This is a genomic window from Halomonas sp. Y3 (assembly GCF_024137965.1).
GTDB lineage: Bacteria > Pseudomonadota > Gammaproteobacteria > Pseudomonadales > Halomonadaceae > Halomonas > Halomonas mongoliensis.
This window is the reverse complement of the sequence record NZ_CP099975.1, coordinates 722,535-744,039: the sequence shown is the minus strand read 5'-3', so window position 1 is coordinate 744,039 and position 21,505 is coordinate 722,535. Positions and strand designations below refer to the sequence as shown.

Here is a 21,505-nt window from a genome sequence, read left to right as displayed (position 1 = left end):
ACCCATCAAGGAGCAAGCGTTGAGCAAGTCTGACAGTAGCAAGAAGAAGATCCAGGCCATCCGCGGCATGAACGACCTGCTGCCGGAGCAGTCGCCGCTGTGGCAGTACTTCGAGGGCAAGGTACGGGCGCTGCTGGCCCGCTACGGCTATGCCGAGATCCGCACCCCCATCGTCGAGCAGACCGCCCTGTTCGCCCGCTCCATCGGCGAGGTCACCGACATCGTCGAGAAGGAGATGTACACCTTCGAGGACCGCAACGGTGACAGCCTGACCCTGCGCCCCGAGGGCACGGCGAGCTGCGTGCGCGCCGCCATGGAGCACGGCCTGCTGCACAACCAGACCCAGCGGCTCTGGTACCAGGGGCCGATGTTCCGCCACGAGCGCCCCCAGAAGGGCCGCTACCGGCAGTTCCACCAGGTGGGCGTGGAGACCTTCGGCCTGGAGGGGCCGGACATCGACGCCGAGGTGATCCTGCTCTCGGCGCGCCTGTGGCGCGAACTGGGCCTGATGGAGCACGTCACCCTGGAGCTCAACTCCCTGGGCTCCTCCGAGGCGCGTGCCGCCTACCGCGACACCCTGGTGGCCTACTTCGAGGCGCATCATGACCGGCTCGACGAGGACTCCCGCCGCCGCCTGGGAAGCAACCCGCTGCGCATCCTGGACTCCAAGAGTCCGGAGATGGCCGAGATGCTGGCCGGCGCGCCCAAGCTGATCGACCACCTGGACGAGGACTCCCGGACGCACTTCGAGGCGCTCTGCGCCATGCTCGACGCCGCCGGCATCGCCTATGTGGTCAATCCGCGGCTGGTGCGCGGCCTGGACTACTACGGCCGCACCGTCTTCGAGTGGACCACCACGGCGCTGGGCAGCCAGGGCACGGTGTGTGCCGGCGGGCGCTACGACGGCCTGGTGGAGCAGCTCGGCGGCAAGCCGACCCCGGCGGTAGGCTTCGCCATGGGCATCGAGCGCCTGATCCTGCTGCTCGAAACCCTCGACCTGGTCCCCGAGGCCGCCCTCGGCGAGCTCGACCTCTATGTGCTGCCCATGAGCGATGAGGCCACCGGCCCTGCCCTGCTGCTGGGCGAGCGACTGCGCGGCGAGCTTCCCGAGCTGCGTGTCCAGCTGCACTGCGGCGGCGGCAGCTTCAAGAGCCGCATGAAGAAGGCCGACAGGAGCGGCGCGCGACTGGCGCTGCTGCTGGGCGAGGACGAGCTGGCCCAGGGCACCGTCACGCTCAAGTTCCTGCGCGAGGAGCGCGAGCAGCAGAGCCTGCGCCAGGAAGCGCTGGCCGAGGTGCTGAGCGACCTGCTGACCTCCCGTAACACCTGATCATTCCGGCGCCGGCCTGTCGCCTGCGCCCATCGGAACCCTACAAGGAGGCCGCCCGTGGCGGAGCTGAGAACCGAAGAAGAGCAGCTCGAAGCGCTCAAGCGCTGGTGGAAGGAGAATGGCGTATCGCTGATCGCCGGGGTGGCCATCGCCGCCGCCGGCGTGATCGGCTGGAACGCCTGGCAGAGCTATCAGGAGAACCAGGCCAGCGCCGCCTCGGCCCGCTACCAGTACCTGATCAACCTGACCGCCGGCAGCCAGCTCGATGACGCCACCCTGGCCGAGGCCCGGGAGCTGGTGGTGGAGATCACCGACAACCACGGCAAGACCCTCTACGCCGACCTGGCGCGGCTGATCGATGCCCGCCTGGCAGTGGCCGACGAGGACCTCCCCGGCGCCCGCGCCGCCCTGGAGGCGGTGATCGATGCCAGCGGCCGCGACTACGTCAAGGGCCTGGCACGCCTGCGCCTGGCGCGCCTGCAGGTCGCCCAGGGCGACGCCGAGGCGGCGCTCTCCACCCTGGACGCCGGCGTGCCTGAGGCGCTGGCGGCACAGCGCGCCGAGGTGCGCGGCGACGCCTACCACGCCCTGGGGCGCGAAGGCGATGCCGGCGAGGCCTGGCGCGAGGCGCTGGACCTGGCCGAAGCCCGCGACCAGCCGCTCTACGGCGTGCAGCTCAAGCTCGACAACCTGGGTCTTGGAGTCGACTCATGAAACCGACCTTTCTGATCGCCGCCCTGGCCGGGCTCGCCCTGCTGGCCGGCTGCGCCGGCAACCAGGTGGAGCCTCAGTATCCGCCCAAGGAGCTCTCAAGCTTCGAGGAGCGCGATACCCTCTCCACGGCCTGGAGCCAGCGGGCAGGCCGCGGCCTGGGCCGCGCCGGCTACCCCATCGCCCCCTCCCGGGATGGCGACACCCTCTTCGCCGCCGATGAGCGCGGCCGGCTCTCGGCCTTTGCCGCCGACGACGGCGACCGCCAGTGGCAGGTGGACCTCGAGGTGCCGGTCTCCAGCGCCCTGACTGCCGTGGCCGGCGACGTCTATCTGGGCACCCGCAACGGCGAGGTGCTGGCCCTGAGCCAGCGCGATGGCAGCGTGCGCTGGCGCGCCCGGGTCCCCAGCGAGGTGCTGGCCGCCCCGCAGCCCAACCAGCAGCTGCTGGTGGTGCAGAGCGTCGACGGCAGCGTCACCGCCCTGGACCGCGCCAGCGGCGAGGAGCGCTGGCGCTACAGCGCCAGCCGGCCGGCGCTCACCCTGCGCGGCACCGGCACCCCCATGGTGATCGACCCCGTGACCTTCGCCGGCTTCGCCAACGGCCGCCTGGTGACCCTGGACAACCGCAGCGGCCAGCCGCTGTGGGAGCGCCGCATCGCCGTGGCCCAGGGCCGCAGCGATATCGAGCGCCTGGTGGACCTGGCCGCCCAGCCGGTGCTGACCCCGGACGGCCGTCTCTTCGTCACCAGCTTCAACGGCCGCCTGGTCGCTCTGGAGGCCACCCGCGGCGAGCCGCTGTGGGCCATCGACTTCTCCAGCTACCATACGCCGGTCCTGGTGGGCGACTTCCTGTTCGTCGTGGACGAGGCGGGCCATGTCCACGCCCTGGACGCCAACAGCGGCGAGGAGATCTGGCGCAACACCGCCCTGGAGGGCCGCAGCATCACCGCCCCGGCCTTCGCCGACGGCCGCCTGGTGTTCGGCGACTTCGAGGGCTACCTGCACCTGATCGACGCCCGCAGCGGGGAGCTGGTAGGCCGCGATCGGGTCGACCGCTCCGGTATCAGCGTGCGCCCCATCACCGACGGCCGCCGCATTCACGTGCTGGCCAATGACGGCACCCTCAAGGCCCTGGATATTCGCCAATGACCCCAGTGATCGCCCTGGTCGGCCGCCCCAATGTGGGCAAGTCGACCCTGTTCAACCGCCTGACCCGCTCCCGGGACGCCCTGGTGGCCGACTTTCCGGGCCTGACCCGCGACCGCAAGTACGGTAACGGCGTGCTCGGCGGCAAGGCCTATACGGTGATCGATACCGGCGGCATCAGCGGCGACGAGGAGGGCATCGATGCCGCCATGGCCGAGCAGTCTCTCGTCGCCATCGACGAGGCGGACATCGTGCTCTTCCTGGTGGATGCCCGAGCCGGCCTCAACGTGGCCGACCAGGCCATCGCCAACCACCTGAGGGTCAATCAGAAGAAGACCTGGCTGGTGGTCAACAAGACCGATGGCCTGGACGAGGCCACCGCCACGGCCGAGTTCTGGGAGCTGGGCCTGGGGGATCCACGCCCCATCGCCGCCGCCCACGGCCGCAACGTCACCGCGCTGATCGACGAGGTGCTCGCTCCCTTCCCCGAGCGCGACGAGAGCATCCCGGTGGATACCGGCACCAAGGGCATCCGCATCGGCGTGATCGGCCGCCCCAACGTGGGCAAGTCGACCCTGGTCAACCGACTGCTCGGCGAGGAGCGGGTGGTGGTCTTCGACGAGGCGGGCACCACCCGCGACGCCATCGAGATCCCCTTCGAACGCCGCGGCAAGCCCTATGTGCTGGTGGATACCGCCGGGGTCCGGCGGCGCAAGAACGTCCATGAGATCGCCGAGAAGTTCTCGATCATCAAGACCCTGGATGCGATCAAGGAGTGCCATGTCGCCATCATGGTGCTGGATGGCCGCACCGGCCTGGTGGAGCAGGACCTGCACCTGCTCGACTATGTGCTGACCAGCGGCCGCGCCCTGGTGCTGGTGGTCAACAAGTGGGACGGCCTGGAGAGCGAGGCCAAGGAGAAGATGCGCGCCGAGATCAAGCGCCGCCTGGGCTTCGCCGACTACGCCGACCTGCACTACATCTCGGCGCTGCACGGCACCGGGGTGGGCGACCTCTACCCCTCCATCGAGCGCGCCTTCGCCTCGGCCAACGCCCACTGGTCCACCAACCGCCTGACCACCATCCTCCAGGACGCGGTGGAGTCCCACCAGCCGCCCATGGTGCACGGCCGACGGATCAAGCTGCGCATGGCCCACCAGGGCGGCGCCAATCCGCCGATCATCGTGGTCCACGGCAACCAGACCGAGTCGCTGCCCGAGGCCTACCGCCGCTACCTGACCAACACCTTCCGCAAGGTGCTCAAGGTCCGCGGCACGCCGATGCGTTTCGAATTCCGCTCGGGCAAGAACCCCTTCGACCCCATGGCCGATGCCAGCGACCGCGAGAAGGCCAAGAAGCGCGAACTGGGCCGCACCAAGGAGGCGCGCAACAGCCGCCGCCGCTGAGCCCAGTCCACGTCAACGGCGTCCACTCCAAAAGCGCCCGACGACCCCAGGAACGACGCCTGGAGCCGTCGGGCGCTGTCGCTTTTCGGTCACTTCCCGCAATCTTCTTGACAGGGAGGGCTGCCGGCTCTCTAATGCGCCGATTTTGCAGCGCAGCATAGTGCGCCGCGGGCCCCGCCCATCGTTACCCCCCATTCCGACAGGAGGCATCTCCGCCCATGTTTCGTCTCGTTCCTGCCCGTTTCCGGCGCTGGCGGCTGCTTGCCCCGCTGTGCCTCTCCGCCCTGCTCGCCGGCTGCCTGGCGCTGCCCCAGACCGGGCTCTTCGCCTTCCGCCTGGCGGTGACCTCGCTGGGGGTGGAGGAGGTGCGCATCGGCCCCTACGCCGTGGATGCCCGCCTCGACACCAGCGATATCATGTCCCTGGCGCTCTCGAGCCTGGGCGCCGGCAGCCTGCCGGTGCAGGCGACCCTGGCCATGGGCCTGGGGCTGCCCACCGGCATGCCGCCGGTGGAGATGTCCGGCTTCCGCTGGAGCCTGGACATGCCGGGCGTCGACCCGGTCAGCGGCCAGTATGAGCAGGACGTGACCCTGACCTCGGGTGACGACGCCAACCTGCGCCTGCCGGTGGCCTTCGACCTGCTGGCCGGCGGCCGCGAGGGGCTCGGCCCCATGGTGGAGCTGGCCAGCCAGCTGGCACGCCAGGGCGAGCTGCCCGCCGGCAGCGAGCTTGCCATCACCCCCGGGGACCTGCGCGGCCTGGGCATGACCCTGCCCGCCGGCCTGCTCACCCCCACCATCCGCCTGGGCGTGGGCGAGGACGGCAGGCTGATTCCGCGGGGGTAAACCGCAAGACCTCTTCCGACTCCTCATTTCACATCAGAAGGCGGTATGTACTTTGCAGTATTTGGGTGCCGCAGTTCGAATCAATGGCGCCAGACCCTTAATGATCTTTAAGAGTCTGACACCGGACTGGCGGTTATACGGACAGCTTAGCCTAGTGGCTGATCATCCAGGGCCTCGCGGAAGGGAACATCTTCTTGCCGTCGGCGGTGTAGAACACCTGGGGCTTGTCGAGGTCGCGGTGGGCGCAGCCGCAGCCCTTGCCATGGCGGTGCTCATGACGCGCCTGCGCTTCGGTGCGCTGTTCCGGCGTCGAGAACTGCGGCTCATGCCGGCTGCGCTCGTTGCGCTGCATGGCCTCCCGGGTCGCCGCGTCCAGGGCGCGCAGCGCCGGCGGCAGCAGAATCACCCGGGCCGCCAGAGTGCCGCACTGGGGACACGGCCTGGGCAGGGCGCTCTCCGCGAAGGTGGCCAGCTCTTGGAAGAGGCCGTGCTCCTGGCACTTGTAGTCGTACAGGGGCATAGGCTCACTCCTTGTCCGGCGACAGCGGCACGTCCACCCCCCCCTTGACCTTGACCTCGGGGCCGGCGGCGCTGGGGTTGATGTCGAAATCGAAGATCCCCGTGGGCAGCCAGAGGGTGGCGCAGGCGTTGGGAATATCCACCACGCCGCTGATATGGCCCTCGACCGGTGCGCAGCCGAGAATGGCGTAGGCCTGAGCGGGGGTATAGCCGAACTTGGTCAGGTATTCGATGGCGTTGAGACACGCCTGGCGATAGGCCACGTGCACATCCAGATAGTGCTGCTCGCCCTGCTCATCCACCGAGATGCCTTCGAAGATCACATAGTCGTCGTAGCGAGGCTTGATCGGGCTTGGCTTGAAGATCGGGTTCTTGATCCCGTACTTGGCCATGCCCCCCTTGATGACGTTGACCCGCAGATGGATCCAGCCGGCCATCTCGATAGCGCCGCAGAAGGTGATCTCGCCATCGCCCTGGCTGAAGTGCAGGTCACCCACCGAGAGACCGCCGCCCTTCACGTAGACGGGGAAGTAGATCTTGGCGCCCCGCGACAGGTCCTTGATGTCACAGTTGCCGCCGTGCTCGCGCGGAGGCACGGTGCGTGCGCCTTCTGCCCCGGCGAGCTTGGCCTGATCGGCGGACATTCTCCCCATATGGGCGGTATCGGCGAAGGGCAGGGCCGCCAGCGGAGGGACACGATCGGGGTCCGTGTCCACCAGGGCCTGTTCTCGCTTGTTCCACTCGGCGAGCATCTCCCTGGATGGCAAGCAGCCGATCAGACCGGGGTGGATCAGGCCAGCGAATTCCACGTTGGGAATGTGACGGGACTTGGTAAACATGCCATTGAAACCCCAGATCGATTTCTGCGCCTCCGGGAAGTGCTCGGTCAAAAACCCGCCGCCGTTCTGCTTGGAAAAGAAGCCATTGAAGCCCCACTGACTGGACTCGAAGGCGCCGATATCCAGGATATCCACCTCGAGCAGGTCGCCCGGCTCGGCCCCCTCGACCCCGACCGGGCCGGAAAGAAAATGGACCTGAGTCAGGTCGACATCGCGGACATCGTCGGCGCTGTCATTGTTGTGAATCTGGCCGCCTGTCCAGTCATAGCACTCGACGACAAAGTCATCCCCAGGTTTGACGGTGGCAACCATCGGAATGTCCGGGTGCCAGCGGTTGTGAATCATGTCGTTTTCGTACGGCGACTTGTCGAGATCAATCTTGATAAGGGTATCGGCCATGGCAACTACTCCTTGCGCTTTGCTTGATCGGAAATCACGACAGCGGAGTCAACGCCTCGCCATTTCACTATCAGACAAGGTCACTGGGCGTGCCATACGTCAGTTGACGTAGGGTGCGCCCCGCATGACCCATTCGCCTTTATGCAGATCGGCATGCCAGTGCATGATCTCCGGGTGATGCATCATCTCTCGCGCCAGTAACGGCAGCAGCTGAGTGCGTAGACGACGCGCGAGATCACGAGCACCGAAGCGGGAGTCGTGCTGCTCCTGAAGCCATCGTCGTGCCGTCGGGCCGAGGCTCAAGGTACGCCCCTGTCGGGAGAGGCGTTCATTCAGCTTGGCGAGCTCGAGGTCCAGCAGCGCCTCGAGCGGTGCGCCGGCCACCGGCTGGTAGTGCAGGATCCGGTCGATGCGATTGATGAATTCGGGTTCGAAGCGACGGTGCAGGGCCTCTTCCAGCAGCTGTTTCTGCCTGGCAGGGTCAGGCGCGAACAGCCGCCGCCAGCCGCGCTGGAAGCGTCCCTGGTAGCGCGCCAGCTCGGCGGCGCCCAGGTTGCTGGTCATGAAGATCAGGGCGTTGCAAAAATCGACCTGACGGTTGCCCGCGGGTAGCGTCAGCCATCCGCTGTCCAGCACGTTGAGCAGCGTGCGTATCACCTCCGGACTGGCCTTCTCAAGCTCGTCGAACAGCACCACGCCGGGTGTACTGAAGCTGCCGCGAATGCGCTCCGCATCGAAGAGGCTGTGGCCCTCCTTGCTGCCCACATAGCCCGGTGGCGCCCCCACCAGCGCCGACGCATAGTGCTCCTGGCCCAAGGTGTTCATGTCGATGCGGCACAGCCCATCGTCGCGACCCTGAATCGCTCGGGCCAGCAGGCGAACGGTCTCGGTCTTGCCGACACCGGTGGGGCCCATCAGCAGCACCACCCCGAGAGGCCGCTGCTCCGGCGAGAGCTCTGCCTTAACCACATGGAGCAGATCCTCAAGGGCCGCCAGCGCCTGTGGCTGCCCCAGGATTCCCTGGCGCAGCTGCGCCATCACCCGAGCGGGGTCGAAGGTGAAGCGGCTCACTCCCGGAGTGAGCCGCGACGCCGGCGCCGAGCCGGCGTTCTGGCCCTCCAGTCGGTCATTGATAAACGGCATGGCCGCCTACCCCGCGGCGCCCTTTTCCTTGCCCTCCACGGGCAGGCTGCCGACCGGGCACTGGGCGACCCCCACGCTGCTGCGCGTGAAGCTTTCCACCTGCTCGCGGGCCTTTTCGGCATCTAGCACCCAGGTGCGATAGAACTCGAAGGGACAGTCGGCCACGCCCTTGTCGCCGTCTCCGGAGCCATGCACGCCGGTGTAGCCTCGGTGCAGCAGCTTGAAGAGATGGTTCTGGGACTGGTCGTTGGCGCGCGCATCACGAATCTGGCTCAGGGAGAGCTGCGCGTACTGCACGCCCATATCCTCTTCACCACACTCGCCGAGCGTGCGGCCGTCAAAGCCGATAATGGCCGAGTGTCCGAAGTAGCTATAGACGCCGTCGAAGCCGCTGGCGTTGGCTACCGCCACGTAGCAGTTGTTGGCCCAGGCCATGCTCTTGGCCATCATCACCTGCTGATCCTTGGCGGGGTACATATAGCCCTGACAGCGCACCACCAGCTCGGCGCCCTTCATGACACAGTCCCGCCAGATCTCGGGGTAGTTGCCGTCGTCGCAGATGATCAGGCTGAGCTTCATGCCCTTGGGGCCTTCGCTGACGAAGGTCTGGCCGCCAGGGTACCAGCCCTCGATGGGGCACCAGGGAATGATCTTGCGATATTTCTGAACGATCTCGCCCTCGTTGTCGATCAGCACCAGGGTATTGTAGGGATGTTTTTTCGGATGCTCCTCATGGCGTTCGCCCGTCAGGGAGAACACACCCCAGGTATTGGCCTCGCGGCAGGCGCGCGAGAAGATCGCCGTCTCGTCACCGGGAATGACGGAGGCGGTCTCCATCATCTCGTCATGGTCGTACATGATGCCGTGGGTGCTGTACTCCGGAAAGATTACCAGGTCCATGCCTGGCAATCCTTTTTTCATGCCCACCACCATATCGGCAATCTTTTGGGCGTTCTCCAGCACCTCGGCGCGGCTATGCAGCCGCGGCATCTTGTAGTTCACCACCGCCACACCCACGGTATCGGCACTGCTGGAAATATCACCATGTCGCATTGTACGAGTCTCCTTGACTGACGAGAGGGGGATCGCCGCCAGGGTCGAGAGTCGTGCCGTCATGGAGAAATAACATGGACGATTCGAGCGCTGCGCCAGGGGGCCGGCGATGGATGTCAAGGATGAGTCTGGCGGCAGCGCTGCCGGGAGGAAATACGTCAATCAACGTAGGGTTCCAGGGCATTCAGGCCGATGACCGCCGCCGAGGTGCGGTTCTCGACGCCCAGCTTCAGGAAGATCTGCTCAAGATGCTTGTTTACGGTTCTGGGGCTCATGCTCAGGATCAGGGCGATATCGCGATTGGCCTTGCCGTTGGCGACCCAGTAGAGCACCTCGGCCTGACGCTGGGTCAGTCCCAGGCGCTCACCCAGCAGCTGCTCGGGCGGCACATCACGCTTGCGCGCCAGGCTCAGCAGAAACTCATCCTCGGCCAGCTGGCCGATCAGCTGGGCCTCGATGCGCGCCTCGGCGTCGGGCACCGAGACTGGCGGGCCGCTCTCGGCGCCGAGGCAGCGCACCAGCCACTCGGCAAGCGTCAGCGTTGTGCCCTCGACGGTCAGGCGCTCAGCCTGCAGGCACTCCTCCAGCAGGCGGTTGGCCTGAGGGGTACTCCATAGCATGGCGCCTGCCGCATTGACCGCCAGCATATGCCGACCACTGGCATCCAGCGCGGCGCGGGCGCTGCTCGTCCGGCGCGCGTTGGTCAGGTGTACCCGCATTCTCGCCAGCAGCTCATCGGGCGTCACCGGCTTGGTGATGTAATCCACACCGCCCACTTCCATGCCCCGCACGATGTGCTCGGTCTCGCATAGGCCCGTCATGAAGATCACCGGCAGGTCGTGGCGCTGTTTCAGCAGCCGACAGGTCTCGAAGCCATCCAGCCCCGGCATCATGGCATCCATGAGCACGATGTCCGGGGTGATCTCGTCGAGCATCGTCAGGGCACTGCGGCCATCCAGGGCTACCAGCACCGTGACGCCAGCGCTGGCCAGGGCATCGGTGATCAGGCTCAGGGTCTCCGGTGAATCGTCGACCACCAGCACGGTATCCCGTCGCTGCGGCTGGTTGATATCACGCATTATCTTCCTCCTGACGGCTGGCCTGGTGCTGTTGGATCAGATCCACAAGGTCGCCAAAGCGGAACTGCCGGGTGAGCAGCCGAGCATGGTCGACGAAGTCGGTGGCCTCGGGCGCCTGCTCGGCGATGCGTGTCAGCTGCGCCCGCACCCCGGCCACGTGCCCGATGCGCGCCAGCCGCTCCAGGGGGTTCAGCAGAGCGGGTGCGGGCAGCACCAGGGGGCGCGAGGCGTCGTTAGCCGAGGCCGCTTGAGCGGGGGGCACTACGTCCTCATCTGCCACTTCATGCACCCAATTCAGCCCCAGCAGCCTGCCCACCTTCTCTAATAACTGGTTCAGGTCCACAGGCTTGGTCAGGTAGTCGCTCCAGGGCCCCTCGCCACGGCTGAAGCGCTGCAACCCCGAGGCGTCGGCCGACACCATCATGATCCCTCCCCGTAGACCAGCGGCGCGCAGGCGCTCGGCTAGCTCCCAGCCGCTCATGCCTGGCATGGTAATGTCGAGCAGAAAGAGGTCCGGCGGGCACTGCAGTGCCTGCGCCAGGCACGCCTCACCGTCGGGAGCGGTGTGCACCCTGAAGCCCAGATCATCCAGAAATTCCGCCAGCAGGTGGCGATGTGGCGCCTCGTCATCGGCGATCAGCACGCTGCACCGCGTCCCCCGGTAGCCGACGATGCGGCGCGGCGGCGCATTAGGTCGCAGCACCTGAGGCACCGCCGAGAGCATCAGCCGCACCCGGAACTCACTGCCCACCCCCAGCTCGCTCTTCGCCTCGATGCTGCCCCCCATGATCTCGGCCAGCAGCTTGGTGATGGTCAGGCCGATGCCCATGCCCGAGCGGGCGGCACCCTGGCTGGGTGCCACTCGCTCGAAGGGCTTGAAGATGCTGTCGAGCTGTGAAGCCGGAATGCCCAAGCCGGTATCGCAGACCTGGAAGGTCGCCACCTGGCTGCCATAGTCCACGTAGAAGCGAATGCCGCCCTCGTCGGTGAATTTCACCGCATTGGAGAGCAGGTTGATCAATACCTGACGCAGCCGGCGTTCGTCGGTATAGACCATGCCCGGGAGGCGCTCGGCGCAGTGGAAGGTCAGCGATAGTCCCTTCTCCTCTGCCTGGCGCCGGAAGATCTGCACCAGCTGCTCGAGTAGTTCGCGAATATTGACCTCTTCGCGGTGCAGCTCCAGTCGCCCGGCCTCGATACGCGAGATATCCAGAACGCCGTCGATCAGTCCGGAGAGGTGCTCGGCACTATGTCGCAGTACCTGGACGGAGTTGCGGTGGAGAGGCGATAGCGCGGTATCTCGCTCCAGCAGCTGGGCATAGCCCAGGACCGTGTTCAGTGGGGTACGCAGCTCATGGCTCATGCCCACCATATAACGGCTCTTGGCCATGTTCGCCGCCTCGGCTACCTCCTTGGCTTTCTGCAGCTCCAGATCGGTGCGCTCATGGGCGTCGATTTCCGCCATGAGCAGATCATTCTGATAGCGCGACTCCTGCTCCGCAGCGACCCGGCTCTCGTGGGCCAGGACGATCAGCCAGGCGACGACGCCAGCGATCAGGAACAGGATGAAGAAGGTCTGCCAGAGTGTCGCCGCCACCACCTCGGCATATAGCCGGTCATCCAGGGTCGCCTGCACATAGATCACCGCCAGCGACGACCCCACCACCAGCACCATCACCAGCAGCAGGAAGAGGTACTTGCCGAAGCGTGAATGCAGGCGGTCCACCATCTGCGGCGGCAGCAGGACATTGAGCACCGCCAGGGTCTGCAGCGACAGGCGCGCCTCGGGCTTGCAGAGGTCGTTGCAGCGGGCATCCAGCGAACAGCACAGCGAGCAGATGGGCCCGCCGTAGGCCGGGCATTCGGCCATGTCCTCCGACTCGAGGCCGTGCTCACACACCGAGCAGCGGATCACATCTCTGGCCTCCCAGTCTGCTTTGGGTGTGCGGGCGATGTAGTAGCGGCCGCCGGTGATCAGAGCGATCAGCGGGGCGGTGAGAAACGGCAGCCCCAGCGCAAGGAAAGGCGCCAGGGCCCGAGCCGTCTCGCCGAACAGGCCGATGAACGCTGTCACGCCCAGCAGCAGCGACAGTAGCATGGAGACCACTCCCACCGGGTTGACGTCGTGCAGATGGGCGCGCTTGAACTCGAGATGCGCGGGGCTCAGGCCCAGGGGCTTGTTGATCAGCAGATCAGCGACCAGGGTCCCGACCCAGGCCACGGCCACCAGGCAATAGAGGCTGAGGATCTGCTCCAGCGCCTTGTAGATGCCGATCTGCATCAGCAACAGTGCAATGGCGACGTTGAACACCAGCCAGACTACCCGCCCGGGATGGCTGCGGGTGAGCCGCGAGAAGAAGTTCGACCAGGCAATGGAGCCGGCATAGGCGTTGGTCACGTTGATCTTCATCTGCGACAGGATCACGAATAGACCGGTCAGCAGCATGGCCAGCTCGGCATTGAGGGTCACGAACTGAAAGGCGGCCAGGTACATGCTGTTGGGGTCGGTCGCCTGCTGCTCGGTGCCCCCCAGGCTGAGCACGAAATAGGCCAGGAACGATCCCAGCAGCATCTTCAGTGCCCCTGGGATGATCCACCCGGGCCCCGCCGCGATCAGCGCCAGCCACCAGCCCAGCCGCCCCTTGCCGGAATCCCGCGGCAGGAAGCGCAAGTAGTCCACCTGTTCGCCGATCTGTGCCACCAAGGCGAAGATCACCGCCGAGGCTGCACCAAAAAGCAGCAAATTGAAGCCGCCGTCCGCCTCGGAATGGCTGCCTGTAACGCCCATCCAGCCCGTCAGGTCGAGCTGGCCATGCACCCCCAGAGCCAGGAAGGGCAGCAGGTGCAGCGCCAGCCAGACCGGCTGGGTCAGCGACTGGAAGCGGCTGATCAGAGTGATGCCGTGAGTCACTAAAGGGATCACGGCCACGGCGCTCAGGCTATAACCCGCCCACAGTGGCAGGCCGAACCACATCTCCAGGAGCAGGGCCAGGATGGCGGCTTCGATGGCAAAGAAGATGAAGGTGAAGGACGCATAGATCAGCGACGTGATCGTGGAGCCGATATAGCCGAAGCCGGCGCCGCGGGTGAGCAGGTCGATATCCAGGCCAGAGCGGGCGGCATGATAGGCGATGGGCAGACCGGTCAGGAAAATCAGCGCCGACACCGCCAGGATCGCCAGGACCGCGTTGTGAAAGCCGTAGAGCACGGTAATCACGCCACCGACCGCTTCGAGCGCCAGGAAGGAGACGGCGCCCAGGGCGGTATTGGCCACCTGGAAACAGGAGAAGCGCCGTGCCCGCTTGGCGGTAAAGCGCAGCGCATAGTCCTCCAGAGTCTGATTGGCTACCCACTGGTTGTAGGTGCGCCGCACCCGCGGCACGCGCTGGGCCCTCGACAGGCCATCGCCCAACGTCGCATCTCCTGGCGCCCCCTCTTCCGGAAGGAGGGGGGCCGAGGGAATGGCCTCCCACTGGCGGGCCTGGGCCGCAGGGTCGTCATCCGGCGGTGAAGAAGAGGCAGAGCAATAGGGTCGTGTCACGCTTGGGCTCCCGGGGTGAACAGCCGCGTCATCGCTGATATGGGATGGCCTGGACGAAAGGCCATCGGCAGACAATGGCCAGCAACCTCAAGATGCAATAAGCATGCCCTGATCGCCGGCGCCGACCGTGTGGGCGGTTCTTCGGTTTCTACTCGCAGACTCTGCCTGCGTCTCCTAGCCGTCACCATACGTTAATCGACGTATTGTTCCGCAGCGCAGCAAGGGACGAAGCTTCCTAGCGTCGAAGCAGTATTCGGCCACTGCTTATCCGCAACTTTCCGCAACTGGCTGTCACCATGCAGCCCCAGGAGTCCGGGATGTCTCTTCGTTCCTCAGAGCGTTATCGTTCTTCAGAGCAGGATCGACTATTCAAACGGCTGCGTCGCACCCTCGTCAGCAGTCTGATTGCCGCCCCAGTGGCGTTGTCGCTCAGTTTCAGCACCACCGCCCAGGCCAACTCCGAATGGCCCACTGCCGAGGTCAATACGACCGGGCTGGCCGTTACCGATGACACCGTGAAGGTGGGCATTCTGCACTCGCTTTCCGGCACCATGGCCATCAGTGAAACCGGCTCCGTCGAAGCGGAAACCCTGGCCATCGAGCAGATCAATGAGATGGGCGGCGTGCTGGGCCGCCAGATCGAAATTATCCTGGAAGATGGCGCCAGCGACTGGCCGACCTTCGCCGACCGCTCCCGCAAGCTGCTCCGCCAGGATAACGTGGCTGCCGTCTTCGGCGCCTGGACCTCGGCGTCACGCAAGGCGATTCTACCGGTGTTCGAGCGTGAGAACGGCATGCTCTTCTATCCGACCTTCTATGAGGGGCTCGAACAGTCACCCAACGTGGTCTATACCGGCCAGGAGGCCACCCAGCAGATTCTTGCCGGTATCGATTGGGCCTGGAACGAGAAGGGCGCGCGTAGCTTCTATCTGATCGGCTCCGACTACATCTGGCCGCGCACCTCGATGAAGATCGCCCGCATTCACATCGAGGACGTGCTGGGGGGAGAAGTGGTGGGCGAGGATTATTACGCCCTGGGCCACACCTCCTTCGGCTCGGCCATCAACCGCATCCGCCTGCGCCGGCCAGACATGATCTTCCATGCCGTGGTAGGGGGCTCCAACGTTGCCTGGCACCGCCAGCTCAACGCGGCCGGCATCAATGGCGAGAGCCAGAATGTGCTTGCCATCTCCGTGACCGAGGATGAAGTGCTGGGGATCGGCGGTGAGAACGTCGAAGGTTTCTACTCGGCCATGAAGTACTTCCAGAGTCTCGACAACGAGAATAATCAGGCGTTTGTCCAGGCCTTCAAGGAGCGCTGGGGCGAGGATAGCGTGATCGGCGATGTGACTCAGGCCGCCTATCTCGGCCCCTGGATCTGGAAGGAAGCGGTCGAGCGTGCCGGCAGCTTCGATATCGACAAGATTCGCGAGCATCTGCCGGGTATCGAGATCACCACCGCACCGGAAGGCTATGTGAAAGTGCATCCCAACCATCACCTGTGGAGCTATACCCGCATCGGCAAGTGGAACGGCGACGGCCAGGCCGAGGTGGTGTGGGAGTCCCCCGAAATGATCGAACCCAACCCCTTCCCCGAAGGCTATCAGTAAGGTCCAGCGATACCGGGGTGGCACTGCCTGGTGCCTCCCCGGTGCCGTCAATGGTCCCACTCAAGCGCTTTTCGCGGAACCTCGGGCGTCATGACCTACGGAGACTCATCCAATGAGTGATTTCACGACTCAGGAGTTGATGGCGATCTTCGCCATGCAGGGCTTCGCCGGCCTGAGCTTCTTCAGTGTCCTGCTGTTGATGGCGCTGGGCCTGGCGATCATTTACGGGCAGATGCGCGTGATCAATATGGCCCATGGCGAGTTCATGGTGATCGGCGCCTACGCCACCTATCTCTTCTCTACCTTTGTCTCGGCGCAGATGCCGTGGATGATGGACTACTACCTGATCCTGGCCATTCCCTTCGCCTTCCTGGTCGCCTTTATCGTCGGCTGGGTGGTCGAGTTCGTGCTGATTCGGCATCTCTACCACCGTCCCCTGGATACACTGCTGGCCACCTGGGGGCTGGCGCTGATCATGCAGCAGGCCTTTCGCTCCGGCTTCGGGGCCCGTGAGGTCAGCGTCCGCCTGCCGGACTGGCTGCAGGGCTCCTATCGACCGACGATGATGATCGACATTCCGATCAACGGCCTGGCGATCATGGGGCTCACCCTAGTGGTCACCCTAGGCATCGCCTGGCTCCTGTTTCGCTCCCGCTGGGGGCTGCGCGTGCGCTGCGCCACCGCCAACCGTGAAATGGCCGGCGCCGTAGGTATCAACACCCGAGGCGTCGACCGCCTGACGTTTGCACTCGGCTGCGGCATCGCCGGGATTGCCGGTGCGGCCTTTACCACCATCTCCTCCACCGGCCCCACCAGCGGGTCTCTCTATATCGTCGATACCTTCCTGGTGGTGGTGTTCGGCGGCGCGGGAAGCCTGCTCGGCACGGTCGCCTCGGCCTTCACCATCGCCCAGGGGCAATCGGTGCTCGACTTCTTCATCGGTGGCTCCATGGGCAAGGTGATTACCTTGCTGATCGTCGTCGCCATCCTCATGATCCGCCCGCAAGGGCTCTTTGCCAGCAAGGTGCGCCGTTAGGCGAGCCGGGCAGGAGGAATCTGACCATGAACGCGAAACTGGATTTTCTCGATGGCAGGAATGGGCTGGTCAGCCTGCTTGTGCTGGCCGCCCTGATCCTGATCGTCTTCCCGCTGGCCATGGGGGTGGATCAGCTGAACCTCACCGGCCGCTTCCTGAGTTTCAGCTTCGTCGCCGTGGGTCTGGTGCTGTGTTGGGGCTATGGCGGCATCCTGAGCCTGGGGCAGGGGATCTTCTTCGGCATCGGCGGCTACTGCATGGCCATGTTTCTGAAGCTGGAGGCCTCGACCCCGGAGGCCACCGCCATCCAGACCACTCCCGGCATCCCGGATTTCATGGACTGGAACCGTCTGACCGAGCTGCCCTGGTTCTGGGTCCCCTTCCACAGCCTCACCTTCACCCTGCTGGCCATCCTGGTGCTGCCGGCGGCCTTCGCCTACCTGATGGGCATCGCGATGTTCAAGCGCCGCGTCAGCGGTGTCTACTTTGCCATCATCACCCAGGCCCTGGTGGTCATTCTCACCATCCTGCTGGTGGCGCAGCAGGGCTTTACCGGCGGCGCCAACGGCATCACCGACCTGCGCACCCTCAAGGGCTGGAGCATCAACACCGACGAGGCCTTGGTGACGCTCTACTTCATCACCGCGGTGCTGCTGCTGGCGGTGATTGTGCTGGGCAAGTGGCTGCTGCACACCAAGTTCGGGCGCATCCTTATCGCCATGCGCGACCGCGAGGATCGAGTGCGCTTCTCGGGCTACGACGTCGCCAACTTCAAGGCCTTTGCCTTCTGCATCGCCGCCACCTTCTCGGCGATCGGCGGCGCCATGTTCACCTTGCAGGAAGGTTTCATGTCGCCGTCGCTGATCGGCATCATCCCCTCCATCGAGTTCGTCATCTTCGCGGCGGTCGGGGGGCGGCTGTCGCTGATCGGGGCCGTGTATGGCGCCCTGGCCATCGGCTTCCTGCGCATCGCCTTCGCCGAGGCCTACCCCCAGCTCTGGCTCTTCCTGATGGGCACGGTGTTTATCGTGGTGGTGCTCTTCCTGCCCATGGCCTGGCCGGGCTCTACGAGAAATATGCGCCTAGGGCGCGCCGCCTGCTGACCCGTCGCGCGCCCGATGCCCCATCTTCGCAGCCCTCGGAGGCACGCTCATGAGCAGCAATACGGATTTTCTTCTGGCGGTGGAAGACCTGACCGTCTCTTTCGACGGCTTCAAGGCCATCAACGGCCTCAACTTCTACATGGATGAGAAGGAGCTGAGGGTAGTGATCGGCCCCAATGGGGCGGGCAAGACCACGCTGCTGGATCTGATCTGCGGCAAGACCAAGCCCACCGAGGGCTCGATCAAGTTTCGCGGCAAGGAGCTGACCAAGCTGCCGGAGCATCGCATCGTCTGGGAGGGTGTCGGCCGCAAGTTCCAGACGCCGTCGATCTACGACAGCCTGACGGTGCGCGAGAACCTGGAGGTCTCCTATCCCCGGGGCCGAGGGGTCTGGGGGGCCGTGGCCTTCAAGCGCGATGAGGCGCTCCGGGAGAAGACCCACGAGATTGCCAGCGTGGTGCTGCTCGCCGAGGCGCTGGAGACGGAGGCAGGACTGCTCAGCCATGGCCAGAAGCAGTGGCTGGAGATCGGCATGCTGCTGATGCAGGACCCGGCGCTCTTGATGCTCGATGAGCCCATCGCCGGGATGAGTGCCCGGGAGCGCGAGCTTACGGCTGAACTGCTCAACCGCCTGGCCGGAAAGCACTCCATCATCGTTATCGAGCACGACATGAATTTCGTCAAGCAGATCGGGCGCAAGGTCACGGTATTGCACCAGGGCACCATTCTCGCCGAGGGCGATATGGAGACCGTGCAGTCGGACCGGCGTGTGATCGACGTCTATCTGGGCCACTGAACCGGGGCGCCCGCCAAGGCGAGGGCCCCCAAGGAGTTAGCGATGCTGGAAGTCTCAGGTCTCAAGGTCAGCTATGGACAGAGCGAGGTGATCCATGGCGTCGACTTCGTCGCCCGCCAGAACGAGACGCTGGCGATCATGGGTCGCAACGGCATGGGCAAGACCACGACGTTCAAGACCCTGATCGGCATTCTCAAGCACACGGCCGGCAGCATTGTGCTCGACGGCCAGGAGCTCACCGGGCTGCCTTCCCACGCCCGGGTCGCGGCGGGCCTGGCCTATGTGCCCCAGGGCCGAATGATATTTTCTCATCTCACGGTGCTGGAGAATATCCAGGCCGGGCTCGAGACCGCCACCCAGCGCAGTCGTATCCCGGACGAGATCTTCTCGATGTTTCCGGTACTGCACGAGATGCGCCACCGCAAGGGCGGCAACCTCTCGGGCGGGCAGCAGCAGCAGCTCGCCATCGCCAGGGCGCTGGTCTCCGAGCCCAAGGTGCTGCTGCTCGACGAGCCCACCGAGGGCATTCAGCCCTCCATCATCAAGGAGATTGCCCAGACCCTGAACGACATCCAGAAAATGCGCGACATCACCATCGTGGTCTCCGAACAGATCCTGAGCTTCACTCTGGACGTCGCCGACCGTCTGATGGTCATCGAATCCGGCCACATGGTGCACGATGTCCCCCGGGAAGGTTGTAACGCCGAGCAAATCACCGCCTACCTCTCCGTTTGAGCCTCCCAACCGGGGTCAGATCCTCAAGGGAAAATTGAGCCTGGCCCTAGGGCGGCATCTACAGACGAAATGCCACCATCGTCAATACAGCCATCCCTCAAGGAGTAATACCTACTTCCCGTGCAGGCGCCGGCGGCCCACCCACTGGGTGGCGAACTGCCAGGCGCCGCGGCCGCTGCGCCCGCCGCGCAGGGTGGCGAAACGAATGGCCTCGGCGCGGGCCTCGGCGCTCCAGTCCTCGCGGCTGCCCAGCTGGGTGACCCAGTGGCAGCAGGCCTCCAGGTAGACATCCTGATTGAAGGGGTGGAAGCCCAGCCACAGGCCGAAACGATCGGAGAGCGAGATCTTCTCCTCCACGGCGTCGCCGTGGTGGAGCTCGTCGCCCACCAGCCGTGAGCCCTCATTGTCGCTCATGGATTCCGGCAGCAGGTGGCGGCGGTTGGAGGTGGCGTAGAGCAGCACGTTGGGGGGCGGGCCGGTCAGGGCACCGTCCAGCACGCTCTTCAGCGCCTTGTAGGCGTCGTCGTGCCCCTCGAAGGAGAGGTCGTCGCAGTAGACCACGAAGCGGTGCGGCTGGTCGCGCAGCTGGGCGACCAGCATGGGAAGGCCGGCGAGATCGTGGCGATCCACCTGCACCAGCCTCAACCCCTCATCGGCCAGGGAGTTGAGCAGCGCCCGGATCAGCGACGACTTGCCGCTGCCCCGGGAGCCCCACAGCAGCGCATGGTTGGCCGGCAGGCCCTGGAGAAAGGCCCGGGTGTTGTCCACCAGCGCCAGCTTCTGGCGCTCGATGCCCAGCAGGTCATCCAGGCTCAGGGCATCGCGCGGCGGCACCGGCAGCAGCCGGCCGCCCAGGCTGTGGCGCTGCCAGAGCGCCGCGACATCACGGGCCCAGTCCACCTCCTGGGGCGGCGGCGGCAGCCAGTGTTCCACATGATCCAGCAGGTTTATCAGGCGGCGCGTCAGCTCGGCGTCCATGAAGGCTCCTTCTCCGTATGATAGGCGGTTGACCTTGAGATCCTTCCCGGTATCTTGTGGCGAACTTCGACGCCTCGTCCAGCGTCTCATGCGTCTGGATTCCCGCTTGCCCGCCAAGGAGACCCCCAATGCGCTGGATCAAGCCCCTCGCCATCGGTGCCCTCTGCCTGACTCTCACCGCCTGCGCCACCTCGCCCACCGGGCGACAGCAGCTGACCCTGGTGTCCGACGCCCAGCTCAATCAGATGGGCGCCCAGGCCTTCGAGCAGTACCAGCAGGACCTGCCCACCGTGGGCGGCGCCACCCACCGCTATGTGCAGTGCGTGGCCGATGCCATCGTGGGCGCCCTGCCGCCGGAGCAGCAGCGCGCCCAGGACTGGCAGATCCGCGTCTTCGAGTCGGATCAGGCCAACGCCTTTGCCCTGCCCGGCGGCTACATGGGGGTCAACACCGGTCTGTTGCGCATCGCCGAAACCCAGGACCAGCTGGCCACGGTGATCGGCCACGAGGTGGGCCACGTGCTGGCCCGCCACGCCAACGAGCGGGTCTCCACCCAGACCGCCACCCAGCTCGGACTCTCGGTGCTCTCCTCGGTCTCCGGCATGCAGGGGCCGGCCGGCGAGCAGATGATGGGGGCACTGGGGCTGGGCGCCCAGTATGGCGTGCTGCTGCCCTTCTCGCGCCGCCACGAGAGCGAGGCCGACGTGATCGGACTGCGCCTGATGGCGGATGCCGGCTTCGACCCCCGCGCCAGCGTCACGCTGTGGCAGAACATGGAGGCCGCCGGCGGTGCGAGGCCGCCCGCCTGGATGTCCACCCACCCGAGCCAGGGCCAGCGCATGGCCGGCCTCCAGGCCAACATGGATGACGCCGTGGCCCGCTACGAGCGCGCCCGCCAGGCGGGGCGGACGCCCAACTGCCTGCGCCCCTAGGAAAACACTGAGACCCAACTCATTTTTGGAAAGCGAATGCTGAGACTCGGACTACTGCTGCTGATCGCCCCCATCCTGCTGTTGATGGGGGTCTACTTCTGGGAATACTCGAGCGTACGGGAGTGCACGCTCTCGGGTGGCCACTGGGACTATCTGGAGAGGGTGTGCCGTGACACCCCGCAGCCCTTCGTCTCCTGGCTGCAGCGCTACCCCTGGCTGGTCAACGGCGGCATGCTGCTGTCGGTGATCGGAGTGGGGCTCTGCATGGTCGGGCTCTATGTCAAAAGACGCTGAGAGCGGCG

General features: G+C 65.5%; 19 protein-coding genes. 12 read left to right on the top strand and 7 right to left on the bottom strand.

Translation table 11 applies throughout. From position 1 onward, the window contains the following. The first annotated feature begins 19 nt into the window (after positions 1-19). The 5 genes from hisS (at position 20) to NHL60_RS03490 (ending at position 5,440) form a co-directional block, all read left to right on the top strand. Positions 20-1,330 (top strand): histidine--tRNA ligase, encoded by a 1,311-nt coding sequence (gene hisS, locus NHL60_RS03510; protein WP_301271090.1) that lies wholly within the window; start codon positions 20-22, stop codon positions 1,328-1,330. A gap of 57 nt (positions 1,331-1,387) precedes the next feature. Next, positions 1,388-2,044: a tetratricopeptide repeat protein gene (locus tag NHL60_RS03505; RefSeq protein ID WP_253449085.1), complete on the top strand. Its 657-nt coding sequence runs from the start codon at positions 1,388-1,390 to the stop codon at positions 2,042-2,044. Continuing rightward, on the top strand, positions 2,041-3,192 hold the full coding sequence (gene bamB, locus NHL60_RS03500) for an outer membrane protein assembly factor BamB (protein ID WP_253449082.1): 1,152 nt from the start codon (positions 2,041-2,043) through the stop codon (positions 3,190-3,192). Before NHL60_RS03505 ends, bamB begins: the two co-directional genes overlap by 4 nt. After that, positions 3,189-4,595 carry a ribosome biogenesis GTPase Der gene (gene der / locus NHL60_RS03495; protein ID WP_253449079.1) on the top strand — a complete coding sequence of 469 codons (1,407 nt, stop codon included), beginning with the start codon at positions 3,189-3,191 and terminating at the stop codon, positions 4,593-4,595. The genes bamB and der overlap by 4 nt, the downstream gene beginning before the upstream one ends. A 218-nt stretch (positions 4,596-4,813) precedes the next feature. Then, positions 4,814-5,440 carry a hypothetical protein gene (locus NHL60_RS03490; RefSeq protein ID WP_253449076.1) on the top strand — a complete coding sequence of 209 codons (627 nt, stop codon included), beginning with the start codon at positions 4,814-4,816 and terminating at the stop codon, positions 5,438-5,440. A 151-nt stretch (positions 5,441-5,591) separates the two neighbouring features. Here the strand turns inward: NHL60_RS03490 and NHL60_RS03485 are convergent, their stop codons facing one another. The 6 genes from NHL60_RS03485 to NHL60_RS03460 form a co-directional block, all read right to left on the bottom strand. Beyond that, the gene (locus NHL60_RS03485) at positions 5,592-5,960 is read right to left on the bottom strand and encodes a zinc ribbon domain-containing protein (protein ID WP_253449073.1); all 369 of its coding nucleotides are present in this window, start codon (positions 5,958-5,960) and stop codon (positions 5,592-5,594) included. A 4-nt stretch (positions 5,961-5,964) separates the two neighbouring features. Further along, positions 5,965-7,197: a formamidase gene (gene fmdA / locus NHL60_RS03480; RefSeq protein ID WP_253449070.1), complete on the bottom strand. Its 1,233-nt coding sequence runs from the start codon at positions 7,195-7,197 to the stop codon at positions 5,965-5,967. A gap of 99 nt (positions 7,198-7,296) precedes the next feature. Further along, positions 7,297-8,340, bottom strand: coding sequence for an AAA family ATPase (locus tag NHL60_RS03475; RefSeq protein ID WP_253449067.1), 1,044 nt, complete (start codon positions 8,338-8,340; stop codon positions 7,297-7,299). A 6-nt stretch (positions 8,341-8,346) separates the two neighbouring features. Further along, a complete protein-coding gene (locus NHL60_RS03470; protein WP_253449064.1) occupies positions 8,347-9,393 on the bottom strand; it encodes an aliphatic amidase in 1,047 nt (348 codons plus the stop codon). Positions 9,394-9,551: 158 nt separating this feature from the next. Continuing rightward, the gene (locus NHL60_RS03465) at positions 9,552-10,472 is read right to left on the bottom strand and encodes a DNA-binding response regulator (protein ID WP_253449062.1); all 921 of its coding nucleotides are present in this window, start codon (positions 10,470-10,472) and stop codon (positions 9,552-9,554) included. Further along, complete coding sequence (locus tag NHL60_RS03460) at positions 10,465-14,013, bottom strand: ATP-binding protein (protein WP_253449059.1); 3,549 nt, start codon at positions 14,011-14,013, stop codon at positions 10,465-10,467. Before NHL60_RS03460 ends, NHL60_RS03465 begins: the two co-directional genes overlap by 8 nt. A gap of 317 nt (positions 14,014-14,330) precedes the next feature. Here NHL60_RS03460 and urtA point away from each other — a divergent pair, with 317 nt between their 5' ends. The 5 genes from urtA (at position 14,331) to urtE (ending at position 19,293) form a co-directional block, all read left to right on the top strand. Next, a complete protein-coding gene (gene urtA / locus NHL60_RS03455) occupies positions 14,331-15,623 on the top strand; it encodes an urea ABC transporter substrate-binding protein (protein ID WP_253449056.1) in 1,293 nt (430 codons plus the stop codon). A 112-nt stretch (positions 15,624-15,735) separates the two neighbouring features. Continuing rightward, positions 15,736-16,659: an urea ABC transporter permease subunit UrtB gene (gene urtB / locus NHL60_RS03450; RefSeq protein ID WP_253449053.1), complete on the top strand. Its 924-nt coding sequence runs from the start codon at positions 15,736-15,738 to the stop codon at positions 16,657-16,659. 26 nt (positions 16,660-16,685) lie between these two features. Continuing rightward, positions 16,686-17,762, top strand: a complete 1,077-nt coding sequence (gene urtC, locus NHL60_RS03445; protein ID WP_367399341.1) for an urea ABC transporter permease subunit UrtC — start codon at positions 16,686-16,688, stop codon at positions 17,760-17,762. A gap of 49 nt (positions 17,763-17,811) precedes the next feature. Further along, positions 17,812-18,558, top strand: a complete 747-nt coding sequence (gene urtD, locus NHL60_RS03440; RefSeq protein ID WP_253449050.1) for an urea ABC transporter ATP-binding protein UrtD — start codon at positions 17,812-17,814, stop codon at positions 18,556-18,558. 42 nt (positions 18,559-18,600) lie between these two features. Beyond that, positions 18,601-19,293, top strand: coding sequence for an urea ABC transporter ATP-binding subunit UrtE (gene urtE, locus NHL60_RS03435; RefSeq protein ID WP_253449047.1), 693 nt, complete (start codon positions 18,601-18,603; stop codon positions 19,291-19,293). 111 nt (positions 19,294-19,404) lie between these two features. Here urtE and NHL60_RS03430 read toward each other — a convergent pair whose 3' ends face one another. Next, on the bottom strand, positions 19,405-20,271 hold the full coding sequence (locus NHL60_RS03430) for an ATP-binding protein (protein WP_253449044.1): 867 nt from the start codon (positions 20,269-20,271) through the stop codon (positions 19,405-19,407). A gap of 128 nt (positions 20,272-20,399) precedes the next feature. Here NHL60_RS03430 and NHL60_RS03425 point away from each other — a divergent pair, with 128 nt between their 5' ends. Together NHL60_RS03425 and NHL60_RS03420 are read left to right on the top strand one after the other, a co-directional pair. After that, positions 20,400-21,203 (top strand): M48 family metallopeptidase, encoded by an 804-nt coding sequence (locus NHL60_RS03425; RefSeq protein ID WP_253449041.1) that lies wholly within the window; start codon positions 20,400-20,402, stop codon positions 21,201-21,203. 36 nt (positions 21,204-21,239) lie between these two features. Next, positions 21,240-21,497: a hypothetical protein gene (locus NHL60_RS03420; RefSeq protein WP_253449038.1), complete on the top strand. Its 258-nt coding sequence runs from the start codon at positions 21,240-21,242 to the stop codon at positions 21,495-21,497. Positions 21,498-21,505 lie beyond the last annotated feature (8 nt).

Coding starts and splice junctions, on each gene's coding strand:
- bamB (WP_253449082.1), top strand. CDS start 2,041: ATGAAACCGACCTTTCTGATCGCCGCCCTGGCCGGGCTCGCCCTGCTG.
- der (WP_253449079.1), top strand. CDS start 3,189: ATGACCCCAGTGATCGCCCTGGTCGGCCGCCCCAATGTGGGCAAGTCG.
- NHL60_RS03490 (WP_253449076.1), top strand. CDS start 4,814: ATGTTTCGTCTCGTTCCTGCCCGTTTCCGGCGCTGGCGGCTGCTTGCC.
- NHL60_RS03485 (WP_253449073.1), bottom strand. CDS start 5,960: ATGCCCCTGTACGACTACAAGTGCCAGGAGCACGGCCTCTTCCAAGAG.
- fmdA (WP_253449070.1), bottom strand. CDS start 7,197: ATGGCCGATACCCTTATCAAGATTGATCTCGACAAGTCGCCGTACGAA.
- NHL60_RS03475 (WP_253449067.1), bottom strand. CDS start 8,340: ATGCCGTTTATCAATGACCGACTGGAGGGCCAGAACGCCGGCTCGGCG.
- NHL60_RS03470 (WP_253449064.1), bottom strand. CDS start 9,393: ATGCGACATGGTGATATTTCCAGCAGTGCCGATACCGTGGGTGTGGCG.
- NHL60_RS03465 (WP_253449062.1), bottom strand. CDS start 10,472: ATGCGTGATATCAACCAGCCGCAGCGACGGGATACCGTGCTGGTGGTC.
- urtA (WP_253449056.1), top strand. CDS start 14,331: ATGTCTCTTCGTTCCTCAGAGCGTTATCGTTCTTCAGAGCAGGATCGA.
- urtB (WP_253449053.1), top strand. CDS start 15,736: ATGAGTGATTTCACGACTCAGGAGTTGATGGCGATCTTCGCCATGCAG.
- urtC (WP_367399341.1), top strand. CDS start 16,686: ATGAACGCGAAACTGGATTTTCTCGATGGCAGGAATGGGCTGGTCAGC.
- urtD (WP_253449050.1), top strand. CDS start 17,812: ATGAGCAGCAATACGGATTTTCTTCTGGCGGTGGAAGACCTGACCGTC.
- urtE (WP_253449047.1), top strand. CDS start 18,601: ATGCTGGAAGTCTCAGGTCTCAAGGTCAGCTATGGACAGAGCGAGGTG.
- NHL60_RS03430 (WP_253449044.1), bottom strand. CDS start 20,271: ATGGACGCCGAGCTGACGCGCCGCCTGATAAACCTGCTGGATCATGTG.
- NHL60_RS03425 (WP_253449041.1), top strand. CDS start 20,400: ATGCGCTGGATCAAGCCCCTCGCCATCGGTGCCCTCTGCCTGACTCTC.
- NHL60_RS03420 (WP_253449038.1), top strand. CDS start 21,240: ATGCTGAGACTCGGACTACTGCTGCTGATCGCCCCCATCCTGCTGTTG.